Below are 15,704 nucleotides of genomic sequence, written 5' to 3'. Positions count from 1 at the left end.
AGAAAAAACAGTGTGCTAACCACCGCTACTACACCCACTGTAAGCCATGCAATAAATCGGTATTGTAGTCGGCTGTTAACGTTTCCCAGTCTGTCACAAGCTGCCTTTAGTCTTTTATCCAGTGCATCAAAAGATGCTTCTGCTATCTTCAGCCGTTGAGGTAGTTTTTTGCCAAAGTTTCATTGAGCTTATCAAGGCTGTTCTGTATACCTTTGATAACTTCATCCCGCGCCCCTATTTTGAGTTTTGCGTTCCGGGCGCTGTGCACGTTCAAGATGCTATTCTGCCAGTACTCGTGAAGTTGTATCAGATGTGCTTTACGGGTTTCAATGTCAGTCCGGAATAGACTTTCTGACAGCCACCGTGTTCGGGCTTTTTTGGGGTTATGACGTCGAAAATACTGTTCAGAGTCACTGCGAATAGCATCATTGATGCGGTCAGAAAACATCAGGTGACAGTGTGGCTGCTCCTGCAGTCTGTGGCGGTGGAAACATGAATAGATTAAGGCTTCAAACCCCAGTAAGCGCGCTTTCTGCATTATTGCACTTTGCGGAAGGATAACCCATTATCAGCAATACTGGAAGTTCTGTTAAATTATCAGGCTTTTAGTGGAGAAAAATAGCTGTTCATGCCTTAGTTAATCTTGACGATCGATTAGTACGGTTTATGACTTAATAGGTCGGATTTTAAGTAAATCTCAGTCTGCTTTGTGACTTAAATTATGACATGTACTCAGTGCTTACTAAGCGCAGTAATTACAACGAGTCTAAGTTATTTCCATAATATATGTCATAATTATCACCAAGGTTAAGTTGTAGATTAAATAAAAAAGGTTGCACTATTTTGCGTGCTGTTCGCATGAACATGGCGTTGTATACTGGCGAACTGTATTGACCAAAATTGTATTGTCAAAATAGTGCAACCGTGACATCACTTTTTAAACCCTATCAGGCATCGCTCTTGTGTTGATCGACGTTTTCTAATAATTGCTGGATAAAAGATAAACGGGTAGCTTTCTCAGTTAAGTCCGTAATAAATTTCAATTTAAATGGCCCATCCAATCGGTAAACATTGGACTGCGTTTGTAATAATCTGATCAGATAATTAGGATCGACTTTATTGTTACTGCTAAATTCAATGAAACCACCTTTTTCATGTGCTTCAATTCGTTTGATACCGAGTTGTTGAGAAATCAGGCGAATGGACGCAGACTGCAACAGCTGGCGTCCTGGATCGGGCAGAAGACCAAATCGATCAATAAGTTCGACTTTCAGCTCATCCAATTCAGCATTATCTTGTGCGCTAGCGACGCGCTTATAGAAAGACAAGCGTATGTTGACATCCGGAATATAATCATCAGGTAAGAGCACAGGCATACGCAATTCGATCTCAGTCTGATTATTAGTGAGATCTTCAAGTGAAGGCTCCCGCCCATTCTTGAGGGCATCAACGGCACTTTCCAATAATTCCATATAGAGAGTGAAACCAATGCTGGTCATCTGTCCACTTTGGTCTTCCCCCAGTAATTCGCCGGCTCCCCTTATTTCCAAATCGTGAGTAGCCAGCGCAAAACCAGCTCCCAAATCTTCGAGAGATGCAATGGCTTCCAGACGTTTTTGCGCATCGCCAGTCATAGCTTTTGGATGTGGAGTCAGTAAATAAGCATAAGCCTGATGATGGGAACGTCCGACACGTCCACGCAATTGGTGTAACTGAGCTAAACCAAAATGATCCGCACGTTCAATGATGATGGTATTGGCACTGGGAATATCAATCCCTGTTTCAATAATAGTGGTACATACCAGCACATTAAAACGTTGGTGATGGAAATCTGTCATAACGCGTTCCAAATCACGCTCACGCATTTGCCCATGCCCTACAACGATTCTGGCTTCAGGAACCAATTCTTCCAGTCGAGCTTTTGCCTTTTCAATGTTTTCAACATCGTTATACAAATAGTAAACCTGCCCACCACGCAAAATTTCGCGCAGGATAGATTCACGTACCACGAGGCTATCATATTCGCGCACAAAAGTTTTTACCGCCAAACGACGGGCAGGGGGAGTGGCGATAATGGACAGATCGCGCATACCACTCATTGCCATATTGAGTGTACGAGGAATCGGTGTTGCGGTAAGTGTCAGCACGTCGACATCTGCCCGAATAGCTTTAATGCGCTCTTTATGGCGAACTCCGAAGCGATGTTCTTCATCAACGATCAACAAACCGAGATCTTTCCAGCACAGATCACTTTGTAGAAGTTTATGGGTGCCAATAATGATATCTACTTTTCCTTCCGCGGCCATATCAATGACCTGCTGTTGTTCTTTTGCACTACGAAAGCGTGACATAACTTCGATGTGTACAGGCCAATTAGCAAAGCGATCGCGGAAATTATCATAATGTTGCTGTGCCAATAAGGTTGTTGGCACAAGAACTGCGACTTGTTTATTGTTGGTGATGGACAGGAATGCAGCGCGCATTGCTACTTCTGTTTTCCCAAAACCGACATCGCCACACACCAGCCTATCCATAGCAATGGGCTGACACATATCATCAAACACCGCGTTGATAGTCTGTTCTTGATCAGGCGTTGTATCAAACGGAAAACTTTGGCAGAACAGTTGGTATTGTTCACTATCTTGCTTGAAGGCAAAACCCGGTTTAACGGCGCGCTGTGCGTAAACATCCAATAATTCGGCGGCAACATCACGTACTTTTTCGGCTGCTTTCTGGCGAGCCTTGTTCCATGTTTCTCCACCCAGCTTATGCAGCGGAGCACTTTCTTCTGCACCACCAGCATAATGGCTTATGAGATGAAGCGAGGAGACTGGCACATACAGTTTGTCTTCTCCTGCATAGAGAAGGATAAGATATTCTGCCTTGATGCCGCCTGCTTCCAGTGTTGTTAGCCCCTGATAACGCCCAACACCATGTTCAAGGTGCACGACAGGTTGACCGTGTCGTAGTTCCGCGAGATTGCGGATTAGCGTATCGGTATTGATAGTGCGCCGATTATCCTGGCGACGGCGGCTGACCCGCACTCCAAGCATGTCACTTTCACAAATAAGCGCGAGTTTATTGTCCTCATCAATAAAACCGTGCTCTGATGCCCCAATCATTAAGAAATGACCGGGTTTATCTGCATCTGTTAGTTGGCTTATTTTTATTGGGTTGATTTTGATTCGTGATAACAATTCTTGCACAGATTCACGACGTCCCTCACTTTCCACCGAGAATACAATTTTACCGTTAAACTGTTCCATAAAACGGCGTAATTTATCCAAAGGAGCTTTTTGCTGTGTAGAAACCGATAGATCAGGTAAAACTTGGTAAGCAAAATTGGTATTTCCTGCTTTTTGGGGGAGTGCTTCGCTATTAACTTGAACACGAGGCCAGTTTTTTAATTCTGAGAATAAGTTATTGACTGGCAACCAGATCCGCTCAGGAGAAAGTAGCGGGCGCATGGGATCAACTCTGCGACTTTCAAATCGCAGTTTTGTATCCTGCCAAAAACGCTCCGCAGCACTGATGAAATCCTGCGTGATTAGCAGCGTATTTTCGGGCAGATAATCAAAGAGGGTAGGCAAGGGTTGTTTAAAGAATAATGGTTGCCAATATTCTATGCCAGCTGGTAACACTTTTTTACTGACTTGCTGATAAATATGTTCAGCATCACGACGGACTTCAAACTGTTCACGCCATTGGCTGCGAAATAGTTCAATCGCATCTTGGTCAATGGGAAATTCATGGGCAGGCAATAAACTGATTTTTTCCACTTCTGCTAGCGTTCGTTGGGTATCTACATCAAAGGTACGCAGGCTATCGATCTCATCATCAAAAAAATCAATTCGATAAGGATATTCACTTCCCATCGGAAATAGATCAAACAAAGCTCCACGCGTTGCAAACTCACCATGTTCAAGCACCTGTTCAACGCTGCGATAACCGGCGTGTTCTAATTCTGCACGCAATTTACCACGGGAAAGGAGTTGTCCTTTGTGCATGACCAAAGCGTGCTTCTTGAGATACTCATGTGGGCAGACTCGTTGCATCAATGTATTGACGGGGAGGATTAACGCTCCTTTCGTCATAAATGGTAAGTGATACAGCGTGGACAGGCGGTTGGAGATGATTTCTTGATGGGGAGAGAAACTATCATAAGGTAAAGTTTCCCAATCTGACATCATATTTATCGGTGCGTGAGTGAATTGTTGGATTTCATCACGCAATCGAAGGGCATTCTGCATATCTTTTGTCACCAGCAGTATTGGCCCTGAGTGATGTTCAATGATTGCGGCGCATTCAACAGCACAGGCAGCACCGGTCAAATGGCCTAATTGGCGGATATCACCGCGACGTTCAGGAAGTTGATAACGATATTTTGCTGACATAAGTGTTTGACGTGTTCTCTAAGATTCAGTTCATTCCCAACACACTTTTGACCCAGTAGCCTTGTAAAAATAAGCTGGCAGGTTGAGGGAAAGTAAAAAAACAGAACCGGGATGTGCATGGCTCCATAAAGTACAACTCTCCTTTATTATCCTCCTACACTTTGCTTTGGCAACAGGAGAGTAGCAGATTTTATACAATATGTTAGGTCAATAAAAAAGTACGCTGAGGCCATTAATCCAGCTCTACCTGCGTATGCATATCTTTGTGCACCGTTTTTTCTATTTTCGCAATCTCTGATTCGTAAATCAAAAATCTGGATTGCAGTTTGTTCAGCTCTGTTAATTTCTCTTCTGAAGATAGGAAAGAGTATCGGATGCTATTAAATACGGTTTTTTTGATATCTGCATATGATGGCTTGTAGTTTGCGGCAAAAATTACAAATTCATGAGTTAAATCAATACGAGAAACGCCCGGATCATCGCTTGATATCACGAAAGGTACTCCATAACGTTGATAAAGTTTTATCGGATGTTCATTCCCGCTGACGCCAAGAATGAAGTTATTACTAGTCAGATTAATTTCGACAGGAATTTCCTTTTCTTTCAGTAAATGGAGTAATGCTAGTGCGTTCACTTCATTGGGAATATCAACACCGTGGCCTATCCGATTTGCCCCTGCGATCTCTACAGCATATCGAATGTGGTTTTCTAGCCTCTCTGGCGGAACCATTCCGTTAGCTAACTCGCCTGCATGCAGAGATAAATGAACATCGGGGAAAAGTGTTTTTAGATATTTGAACATCAGCATGTGCAACTTATAGTCACGAATTGAGATATAACTGTTTTCTGGTCCAACAATATTTACACCGACAATCTTTTTGCTGGCATGCGCCGCCGAGAATGCCGAATATAAACTTGAGAATACATTAGCACGTGGTGCGCCACGAGAGGCATAGGATTGGAGCCGAATACGAAATTCATCATCGTCCATCCCTGAGATCGCTACTTCTTCAGTTTGGATATAATCAGATATTCCTTTCGTAACAAGTGGATCATTAGCCATGAAGTCCGCATAGGGTGTTAGCGCTGAGAAAACGATATTTTCATCGGCATCTGGATCTAACTCATCAAGCGCTTTAGCAAGATCTGGATATTCAAAAGAAGGCGCCTTTTTTAACATTATTTCCAGATACTGAACATTTTCATGTTTAGCCCGAATTTTTAATTTATCAAGCCCTGCTGCTAAATTCTGATTCGATAACTGGCCGAAATAACTGAAGGTGTCAAAAAATTGCTGATCCGGAGCTTCCTCGGTGTGATAATAATTATGGAAATCTCTGTCTGACCACACCTCCAACAATTTTCGGTAGAAAATATTGTTTGCGATGACCCCATTCTTATCAAGACAGAATTTCTGGTTCTCCCACGGGAGCTGATTCTTTGGACGCATTTCTATGCGATAAGCTTCGATTTTAAGTTTCGGGTCAGACCGATCATAAATGCAATATCCTTTATCACCAACCCAATCAAGATAGGTCTCTGCGTATATTGCGCCAGAATAGTGAATATGAATATCTGCGCCTTTAGGCATCATTTTCATTGCCATAGTTAGCTCTGCAATATCCGGATCATTGGTTTCAAGCAGATTACTGAAGAAACGTGCAGTTGCTGTTTCATTTTCCTTAGCTAAATCGCCAGCACTGACCAGACAAGGAAATAACATCAATAAAATGATTATAATGGTTGAGGCATTCATAACTTTTTCCTAGTTTTGATGTTTGTGAATGCTTTATAGATGCCAGTTACCGAAATAATTGGTACTTGCAGTGAAGTGTTCGTTAATTTTTTGTAACGTTTTTTGTGGTCATTTTAAATTTCTCCTCATGTTACGTTTTAAATTGTTTATTATTGATGCTGATGTCATACATCATGCCTTTGCCAATAACCTATTCAATATCAAAATACGTAACCATTAATTAATAATTAGAAACCAAAATAAGAAACCATAGGTAGCAAGTTGGAATTGAACGGTGTTTTTATCTTCAAATTGAAAGGGGAGTAAGCAAAACTTGGTAAAACGGTGATAGTATGTAGCCAGCAGTGAAGTCAACTAAGATAGGTTTTAGTTTATACATAACGTACGTTCATAATACATTCGTAAATAGAGATAGAAGATGGAATTTTTCATTAATCTATTGTTTCTAAATAAATTTCTTTGATACGGCGGATTTCATGTTCCAATCTGTCTCATTATTTATAGGATTGCGCTATATGCGCGGGCGAGCGGTCGATAAATTTGGCCGTTTTGTTTCATGGCTGTCAGCTATCGGTATTACGTTGGGAGTGGCAGCATTGATTACGGTATTGTCAGTGATGAACGGCTTTGAACGTTCATTGGAAAGTAGCATCTTAGGTTTTATGCCACAGGCTGTCATTACGTCGGGAAAAGACTCTATCAATCCGGTTGAGCATCCGAGTAGTCAGCTTGCAGGTCTAAATGGTGTTAATCGCATTACTTCCATCGTGCAAGGGGATGTGGTACTACAGAGTCCCCACAATGTTGGCGTTGGCATCATGTTGGGCATTAACCAAGATGAATATGCGCCATTGGCGGAACATCTTGTCAATGTTGATCGAAGCCAGCTACAACCTGGACGTTATTTTGTCATTCTGGGAGAAAAATTGGCGGTAAAATTGGGGGTAAAACGTGGTGATCAGATCCGCATCATCGTGCCGAGTGCCAGCCAGTTAACGCCGATGGGCAGAATTCCCAGCCAGCGTTTATTCACCGTAGCGGGCACATTTTTTGCTAACAGTGAAGTCGATGGTACGGAAATGCTGGTTAATCAACAGGATGCAGCCAGATTGTTACGCTATCCCGTTGGTAATATTACAGGCTGGCGTTTATACCTCAATCAACCATTATCAGTTGATAAACTAAGCCAGCAGTCTCTTCCTGAAGGGCTGATATGGAAAGATTGGCGCGAACGCAAAGGGGAATTCTTTCAGGCAGTTCGCATGGAAAAAAATATGATGGGGTTATTGCTGAGCCTGATTATTGCCGTAGCTGCTTTTAACATTATTACTTCTCTCTCTTTGCTGGTGATGGAAAAACAGGGTGAAATTGCTATCTTGCAGACGCAAGGGCTGACTCGCCGTCAGGTAATGACAATCTTTATGATCCAAGGTGCAGGAGCAGGCATCATCGGTGCTTTACTGGGGACTGGATTGGGCGTGCTGCTTTCCAGCCAGCTAAATAATTTCATGCCGATTATCGGCCTGCTGGCTGAGGGCATTCAATTACCTGTTGCGATTGATACTATGCAAGTGATGATGATCGCTATCAGTGCCATGCTGATCTCTTTAATATCGACTTTATATCCTTCCTGGCGTGCGGCTGCCATCCAACCTGCTGAGACTTTACGTTATGAGTAATCACTCTTTATTGCTGTGTCATCACCTATGTAAAAAATATCAGGAAGGAAAAGTTTCTACAGAAGTGTTGAAGAATGTCACTTTCTCCATGAAACAAAGAGAAATAATGGCAATTGTCGGCAGTTCAGGTTCTGGTAAAAGTACGCTTTTGCACTTGCTTGGTGGTTTGGATTCACCGACGACAGGTGAAGTCTTTTTCAAGGGACAATCACTTAACCAAATGTCTTCGTCTGCGCGGGCAGAACTACGTAACAGAGAAATTGGTTTTATTTATCAGTTTCATCATTTATTGCCTGATTTTACTGCATTGGAAAATGTTGCGATGCCACTTCTGATTGGGGGACAAAAACGCCACGCTCAACAAAAAGCACTGGGTATGCTGGCGGCAGTTGGGTTGGAAAATCGGGCGCATCATCGGCCATCTGAATTGTCAGGGGGAGAACGTCAACGTGTCGCGATTGCGCGGGCACTGGTAAACGAACCTTCATTGGTATTGGCGGATGAACCAACCGGTAATCTTGATCAACGGAATGCAGACAGTGTATTTGAACTTTTGCAAGAATTGAATCAACAGCAAGGTACAGCATTTCTGGTTGTAACCCATGATCTGAAATTAGCCAGACAACTGGCACGTCAGGTAGAAATGCGTGATGGATATTTACAGGATGAATTAACTCTAACGGGGGGGATGTAATGGTAAATCTGCCTCTTGCATTATTTACCGCGTTACGATTTAGCCGGGGCCGACGTCGTTCAGGCATAGTTTCCCTAATCTCTGTTATTTCAATGCTGGGCATCATGCTGGGTGTCGCGGTGCTGATTATTGGTCTGAGTGCCATGAACGGTTTTGAACGGGAACTGAAAAACCGGGTGCTTTCCGTCGTTCCACACGGGCAAATTTACGCGGTGGAGCAACCTTTTCAGGATTGGCAAACTGCACTTAAACGGGTAAAACAGACATCGGGTATTGTCGGGGCTTCTCCCTATGTTGAGTTTACAGGCCTGATGGAGCGTGGAGAAAAACTCACGGCTGTACAGGTGCGTGGTGTAGATCTGGATACCGAAACGAATGTTAGTACCTTACCTCAGTTTGTGCGTAATAAGGCATGGAAAACGTTTAGGGCAGATAAAAATCAGGTGATTTTAGGGCAGGGTTTGGCTAATTCATTGCACGTGAAACAAGGTGATTGGCTGACTGTCATGATTCCCAATAATAACCCTAGCCTGAAACTTTTGCAGCCTAAACGCATCCGTTTACAAGTTGCGGGTATTTTCCAGCTTAGTGGGATGTTAGATCACAGCTTGGCCCTTGTTCCTTTATCCGATGCCCAGAATTATCTGGATTACGGTGACGCAATCACCGGTATTGCTATTAAGGCGGATAATGTTTTTGCAGCAGAAAAACGTGTATGGGACGCAGGTAATGCCACGGGAAAATATGTGTATATCAGCACATGGATAAAAGATTACGGTTATATGTACAACGATATCCAGATGATACGTGGCATCATGTACTTAGCTATGGTTCTGGTTATTGGTGTTGCTTGCTTTAATATTATTTCAACGCTGATTATGGCAGTGAAGGATAAAAGCAGCGACATCGCTATCTTACGTACGCTGGGTGCCAAAGATAACCATATCAGGAGGATTTTTTTATGGTATGGACTACTGACAGGCATGATAGGCAGCATAATTGGGGTAGTAGCCGGGGTTTTTATATCATTAAATCTGACGACTATCATTAAAGGGTTAGAAAAGCTGCTTGGACACCAACTTCTCTCAGGAGATATCTATTTTATCGATTTTCTGCCGTCAGAATTACATCTTATTGATGTTGTTTATGTTCTGTTTACGGCATTGGTATTAAGTTTATTAGCTAGTTGGTATCCTGCTCGTCGGGCCAGTAAACTTGATCCAGCGCGAATTCTGAGTGGTCAATGATTCTGAGTAGTCAATGGTTTTGAGTGATCAATAGTTTTGAATGATCAATAGTATGTCAAAGTATCAAAGCGTGTTTAAGCACGCTATGGTATAGAGGGTTTTTTACTGCCGCAGTGAGTTTTATCGGTTCAGGCTTTCAGGCTATTACAGCGTCAGCGATTACATAGACAAAACTTTTACAGGGATATCCGATTGGCAAATAAAATAGAAAAACCTTATGTCGTGGTGCTGACGGGAGCAGGAATTTCTGCTGAGTCAGGCATTCGAACATTTCGCTCTTCCGATGGCTTATGGGAAGAGCATCGCGTCGAAGATGTTGCGACTCCGGAAGGTTTCAAGCGTGATCCTGAAATTGTTCAGGCATTTTACAATGCGCGTCGAGAGCAGCTCCAACAACCGGAAATCCAACCCAATACTGCACATGATGCTCTGGTGAAACTCGAGCATCAGCTTGGTGACCATTTTCTGTTGGTGACACAGAATATTGATGATCTGCATGAGCGTGCAGGAAGTCATCGGGTTCTGCATATGCACGGTGAACTACTGAAAGTTCGGTGTTGTCAGTCTGGACAGGTGATTGAGTGGACAACGGAGCTAACCATAGAAGATCGTTGCCATTGTTGCCAATTCCCTTCGCCCCTGCGTCCTCATATAGTGTGGTTTGGGGAAATGCCATTGGGTATGGAGCAGATTTATTCTGCTTTAGCTGATGCCGATATTTTTATTGCTATCGGAACATCGGGCCACGTTTACCCCGCTGCTGGTTTTGTGCATGAAGCTAAATTGTCTGGAGCACATACTGTTGAGTTGAATCTTGAACCCAGCCAAGTCGAAAATTTATTCGATGAAAAGCATTATGGCCATGCCAGTAAAATTGTCCCTCAATATGTTGAATCTTTAATTCAGCAGATGAAGCCAGATAAAAGCTGATTTGACGCAATAATTACTCTATCCATCTTCTTCATAATAAATCCATATTATTTAGGGGGAGAATATGGATAGATTATTAGATCGTTTTTTAAAATATATTGCATTTAATACTCAATCAAAACCATCCGCTAAAACTATTCCCAGTAGTAACGGTCAATTGGATCTTGCCAAGGCATTATATGAGGAACTAATCCAACTTGGCTTTGCTGATACTACGCTCAATGAACGGGGATGTGTTATGGCAACATTGCCATCAAATATTGTAAGACCAGTTCCAATCATTGGTTTTATTGCACACCTCGATACCTCACCGGATTTTTCTGGTAAGCATGTTAATCCTCAAATTGTGGAAAACTACCGTGGTGGTGATATTGCATTAGGGATAGGAGATGAAGAGTTGTCGCCAGTTATATTTCCTGTATTACATAGTTTATTGGGAAAAACATTAATTACAACTGATGGAAAAACACTGTTAGGTGCTGATGATAAAGCTGGGATCGCTGAAATCATTACTGCCATGGTACGTTTAAAACAGAAAGATATTCCACATGGTGATATTCGGATTGCGTTCACACCGGATAAAGAAATTGACAGAGGGGCGCATTATTTTGATATAGAGGCTTTCGGTGCAGAATGGGCCTATACCATTGATGGAGGTGGTGTAGGCGCATTGGAATTTGAAAATTTCAATGCTGCATCAGTGACAATCAAAATTGTGGGTAACATGGTTCATCCGGGAAGTGCCAAGGGAATAATGGTTAATGCGTTGGCACTTGCAATGAGAATCCATCACGCTCTGCCTCCTGAAGAAACGCCTGAACAAACGGAAGGCCATGAAGGTTTTTATCATTTGCAGAGTATGAAAGGCACCGTCGAATGTACAGAGATGCACTACATCATCCGAGATTTTGACAATGCCAATTTTGAAAAGCGCAAAAAAAACATCCTTACTATTGCGGAAAATGTAGGAAAAGGATTGCATTCAGATTGCTATATTGAATTAGCGATTGATGACAATTATTACAACATGTGTAGCGAGGTGCGGAAATATCCACATGTTATTGCCATTGCTAAGCAAGCGATGCTGGATTGTAATATTGAGCCTATAATCCAGCCGATTCGTGGTGGTACTGATGGCGCGCAGTTATCTTATCGTGGCCTACCTTGCCCGAATATTTTTACAGGCGGATATAATTATCACAGTAAGCACGAATTTATATCACTGGAAGGCATGGAGCAGGCGGTTGATGTTATTATGCGAGTTGCTGAACTGACGGCAAGTCACGAAAACAATATGTTTCCTGAGTAATTGCAAAGGTATATTTAATAATTTAAATCAATAAATTATGGTTTATATTGCATCATATTGTCTCCCTACTTAAAACAGATTCAAGGGAAAAACAAAGGGACAATTTTGCCCCTTTGTTCAGATTAATCATTAAAATACCAATAACCGCTATTGACCAAAGCGGTAAGCAGGCTGACAAATCGAATATCATCAATAGCATCACCCAGAAGTTCAGCATTGACTTTATTATATTGGCAAAGAGCATCAGCGGCATGGATATGAGGAGTATCCATCAATTCTCCATTGACGAAGCATTGATCGCCAACACGCAGGACGCGCAGACCACACAATCGATTTAATTCTTCGCCTTGTTTCAGCAAATCATAAATTTCGTCGCTTTCATAAGGTGGTTCAGGTGGTGCCAGATCCAGCTCATGGCGCGATTGAGAGACGAATTCACCAAACCAGGTTTGGAAAGTTTCTGGTTGTTCCAACAGCCCACGCATCATTGAACGTAGTGTATCCAGCTCGTTTGTTTGGATCAGCGCCGGGTTATCACGGAATGTCAGTTCAGGATCACTGTAGCGATGACTTCCTAGTTCGTTTGCCAGAATATAATCAGCAAACCCACTGAATAATTCACGGGCATTGGGGGCTCGGAATCCCACTGAATAGTTCAGTGAATCTTCAATAGCATAGCCTTCATGTGGGAAACCCGGTGGAATATAGAGTATATCGCCCGGTAGCATCTCTTCATCAATAATTGCCTCAAAGGGATCAACCTGTAATAAATCAGGATGAGGACAATGTTGTTTCATGGGTATTTTTTCACCTACACGCCAGCGTCTACGGCCTTGTCCTTGAATGATAAAAACATCATATTGGTCAAGATGGGGGCCAACACCACCGCCGGGTACCGAGAAAGAGATCATCAAGTCATCCGTACGCCAATCAGACAGTACGCGGAATGGCTTCATGAGTGCAGAAGAAGGGAGATGCCAATGGTCAACCGCTTGTACAAGCAAAGACCAGTCTTTTTCGCCTAAATGGTCGTAAGTTTCAAATGGTCCATGGGAAACTTCCCAGCGCCCATTTTTCTGACTAACCAAACGGCTATCGATTTCATTTTCCATCGCCAGTCCCGCCAGTTCATCGGCAGAAAGGGGATCAATAAATTGATGGAAACCCTGTTTAATCAGTAATGGTCGTTTTTGCCAATGGTTTTGCAAAAACGCCTGCCAGTCCAGATTCAGCTGATAATCCATGGTGACATCCTGAGTGAGAAGTGAATTTCGCGCTATTATAACGAATAGTCAATGACGATATCAGCTTTGGTTGAAATATTTCGGGATTGAGCCAGCAATCATCTAATCATTATTGTTGTTATTATTGTTTTGTAACCGAAATATTGCGCTAACTCTCGTGCCACCAAGTGGACTGTCATCAATATTGATCTCACCTTCATATTTCTCGATAGTTTCAGAGGCCATCGACAAACCGAGACCTTGGCCTGATCGTAATGTATCCGCTCGTAAACCACGTTGAAAAATCATTTCTCGCTTATCAGGGGGAACAGCCAATCCATCATTATCGACAACAATGGTGACTGAGTTGTCTCCCATTGTGGCGGTGATTTTGACAAGTCTCTCGCAATACTTACAAGCATTATCCAGAATGTTTCCTATTATTTGCCAAAGATCGTCTCTTACTCCCAGCCATGTCACTTCTGGGGGGACATCTAGCGTAATTAAGATGCTTTTATATTCATATATCTTTTTTAGACCACTTACTAGTTCATTCAGGAATGTTGGGATTGAAACAATTTTCTTCAGAAAAAAACTATTGTCATTGTGCAGGTTGGCTCTGTGCAGATAGTAGCTAATTTGTCGAGATATCAGATCAATCTGTTCAAGCATAATGGGTTCGATTTGTTCAATGTGTAGTTTTTGAGAAGAATGTAGAGAGCGTAAGCTTGTTTGCAGTACTGCTAACGATGTTTTCAGGCTATGTGCTAAATCTGAAAGTGTTGTTTTAAATTTTGTATAGCGTTCACGTTCACTGGATAGTAAGGTGTTTAAATTTCTGACCAGCGGTTTTAATTCAATGGGAGGATTATCGTCCAGTTTATCCCTTTTTCCCTTTTCTAATGAATTGAGCTGTCTAATTAAGGACTTAATTGGCCTAAGGCTCCAGTCAGCAGCAAGCCAGATTAATGGAATGACCAGAAGTAAGTTAGCGATTAAAACATATCCAAACCATTTCCATATTTTTTCTGATGCTTGTATATCTTGTGGGAGGGCATCAATAATAACAATAGTCATTTTAGGCAGTTTGTTAGTGGCAGGATAAATACTTACGGCAATAAAGTAGGTTAATGACACATGTTTATCATTTTTTGTCTTAGCTTTATATAAACAGTTCTTTTTCCCGTTATCGTTTGCTTTTAGTTCAAATGTATAAAACCCATTTTTTTGCAGCCAACCCATTTTAATTTCATTTTCCAATTCAGGCACATTATTCTCGCGCCAAAGAAGATTTCCCTTATTATCATAGATTAGTGCTAACGAGTTGCAATTCATAGTATAATCTTTGGGAGCAATAATTTCTAGTTTGCTGTTTTTCCACTTGGCTAATGTGTAAAGTAAATTACTTTGGCTGCGAAGTATGGCATAGCTCGTTTTATCAAAATGCATTAAGTATCCAGCAATAGCAACAATTCCATATGATAGCGTCAGTGCCAGAATAATGACTGCCGTAGCCATGAGAAACCTGGTTCTTAAAGAAATATATTTTTTAGAGAACTTAAACATCATGAGATTTCACATCAAAGATATATCCTTGACCACGAATAGTGAAAATTATTTCTTCGGGCCATTTACTCAATATCTTTTTCCTTAGACGCCCCATTAATACATCAATTGTATGACTTCCTCGTGGTTCATCTACATCTTTTGTGTACAGTTCACGCATTATCATCTCTTTACTGACAACTCTGCCATTATTGCGCATTAAGGTTTCGATAATAGTAAATTCAAAGGAGGTCAATTTGATATTAGTATCATTGACAGAAAATTCTCTTCTCAAAAGATTAAGTAAAAATGGTGAAATTTTAATTAATTGCGATGTCAATCCACTCTTGCGTCGCATTAAGGCCTGTATGCGAGCATTAAGTTCTTCATGGTGAATAGGCTTAATAACATAATCATCTGCACCGGCATTGAGCACAGCGACTTTTTCTTGCAAGGTGTTACTAACAGTGACAATAAGAATAGGTAAATTAATTTGCTTATTGCGCCAGCGTTGTAACATGCTAAGCCCGCCTTCTCCCGGGAGCCCCAAATCAACGATAGCAAGATCAGGATGGAATTCTTTAAGATAATAATCTGCTTCTTCTGCATCCTTTGCACTATTAACGGCATATCCCAGATGCCGTAATCCTTCGGTATAATAATGGCGAAGAGGGTAATTATCTTCAACAATTAATATTCGCATAATGACTCCTTATGCCAGTCAGTAAGGCTTGTAAAATAAATTGAAAATGTTTTATTAATGAATTTCTTTAATAAATAAAAATAAGAATATGTTTTATAGTAAGATAGGTGTAAGATCGTTTATATATTTCTTGGATTCACATATTAAGCGCAACACCGTAATGAACGAAGTAAATGAGTGGGTATTCCTTTAAATAACTCATTCGGTGTTTTGTAATCTCGTGT

General features: G+C 41.7%; 11 protein-coding genes. 5 read left to right on the top strand and 6 right to left on the bottom strand.

Going from position 1 to position 15,704, the window contains the following annotated elements:
* Positions 1-148 precede the first annotated feature (148 nt).
* The 3 genes from BM135_RS17700 to BM135_RS10150 all read right to left on the bottom strand — a co-directional run bounded on the left by BM135_RS17700 (position 149) and on the right by BM135_RS10150 (position 6,150).
* The gene (locus tag BM135_RS17700; protein WP_092519629.1) at positions 149-538 is read right to left on the bottom strand and encodes a hypothetical protein; all 390 of its coding nucleotides are present in this window, start codon (positions 536-538) and stop codon (positions 149-151) included.
* A gap of 409 nt (positions 539-947) precedes the next feature.
* Positions 948-4,394: a transcription-repair coupling factor gene (gene mfd, locus BM135_RS10155; protein ID WP_092519628.1), complete on the bottom strand. Its 3,447-nt coding sequence runs from the start codon at positions 4,392-4,394 to the stop codon at positions 948-950.
* Positions 4,395-4,626: 232 nt separating this feature from the next.
* A complete protein-coding gene (locus BM135_RS10150) occupies positions 4,627-6,150 on the bottom strand; it encodes an amidohydrolase family protein (protein WP_092519627.1) in 1,524 nt (507 codons plus the stop codon).
* Between the two features lie 476 nt (positions 6,151-6,626).
* Between BM135_RS10150 and lolC the strand changes: the two genes are divergently transcribed.
* From lolC to pepT, 5 genes are all read left to right on the top strand, one after another.
* Positions 6,627-7,829 (top strand): lipoprotein-releasing ABC transporter permease subunit LolC, encoded by a 1,203-nt coding sequence (lolC, locus tag BM135_RS10145; RefSeq protein ID WP_092519626.1) that lies wholly within the window; start codon positions 6,627-6,629, stop codon positions 7,827-7,829.
* Positions 7,822-8,523 (top strand): lipoprotein-releasing ABC transporter ATP-binding protein LolD, encoded by a 702-nt coding sequence (gene lolD, locus BM135_RS10140; RefSeq protein ID WP_092519625.1) that lies wholly within the window; start codon positions 7,822-7,824, stop codon positions 8,521-8,523. The genes lolC and lolD overlap by 8 nt, the downstream gene beginning before the upstream one ends.
* Entirely contained in the window at positions 8,523-9,770 is a 1,248-nt protein-coding gene (gene lolE / locus BM135_RS10135) for a lipoprotein-releasing ABC transporter permease subunit LolE (protein ID WP_092519624.1), read from the top strand. Before lolD ends, lolE begins: the two co-directional genes overlap by 1 nt.
* Before the next feature lie 186 nt (positions 9,771-9,956).
* Positions 9,957-10,700 (top strand): Sir2 family NAD+-dependent deacetylase, encoded by a 744-nt coding sequence (gene cobB, locus BM135_RS10130; RefSeq protein ID WP_092519623.1) that lies wholly within the window; start codon positions 9,957-9,959, stop codon positions 10,698-10,700.
* Between the two features lie 64 nt (positions 10,701-10,764).
* A complete protein-coding gene (pepT, locus tag BM135_RS10125; RefSeq protein WP_092519622.1) occupies positions 10,765-12,009 on the top strand; it encodes a peptidase T in 1,245 nt (414 codons plus the stop codon).
* A gap of 122 nt (positions 12,010-12,131) precedes the next feature.
* Here the strand turns inward: pepT and BM135_RS10120 are convergent, their stop codons facing one another.
* The 3 genes from BM135_RS10120 to BM135_RS10110 all read right to left on the bottom strand — a co-directional run bounded on the left by BM135_RS10120 (position 12,132) and on the right by BM135_RS10110 (position 15,480).
* On the bottom strand, positions 12,132-13,253 hold the full coding sequence (locus tag BM135_RS10120; RefSeq protein WP_092519621.1) for a ribosomal protein uL16 3-hydroxylase: 1,122 nt from the start codon (positions 13,251-13,253) through the stop codon (positions 12,132-12,134).
* 102 nt (positions 13,254-13,355) lie between these two features.
* Positions 13,356-14,798: a two-component system sensor histidine kinase PhoQ gene (gene phoQ, locus BM135_RS10115; protein ID WP_092519667.1), complete on the bottom strand. Its 1,443-nt coding sequence runs from the start codon at positions 14,796-14,798 to the stop codon at positions 13,356-13,358.
* Complete coding sequence (locus BM135_RS10110; RefSeq protein WP_092519620.1) at positions 14,791-15,480, bottom strand: response regulator; 690 nt, start codon at positions 15,478-15,480, stop codon at positions 14,791-14,793. Before BM135_RS10110 ends, phoQ begins: the two co-directional genes overlap by 8 nt.
* Positions 15,481-15,704: the final 224 nt, after the last annotated feature.

Source organism: Xenorhabdus japonica, assembly GCF_900115195.1.
Taxonomy (GTDB): domain Bacteria; phylum Pseudomonadota; class Gammaproteobacteria; order Enterobacterales; family Enterobacteriaceae; genus Xenorhabdus; species Xenorhabdus japonica.
This window is presented reverse-complemented; position numbering and strand designations above follow the sequence as displayed.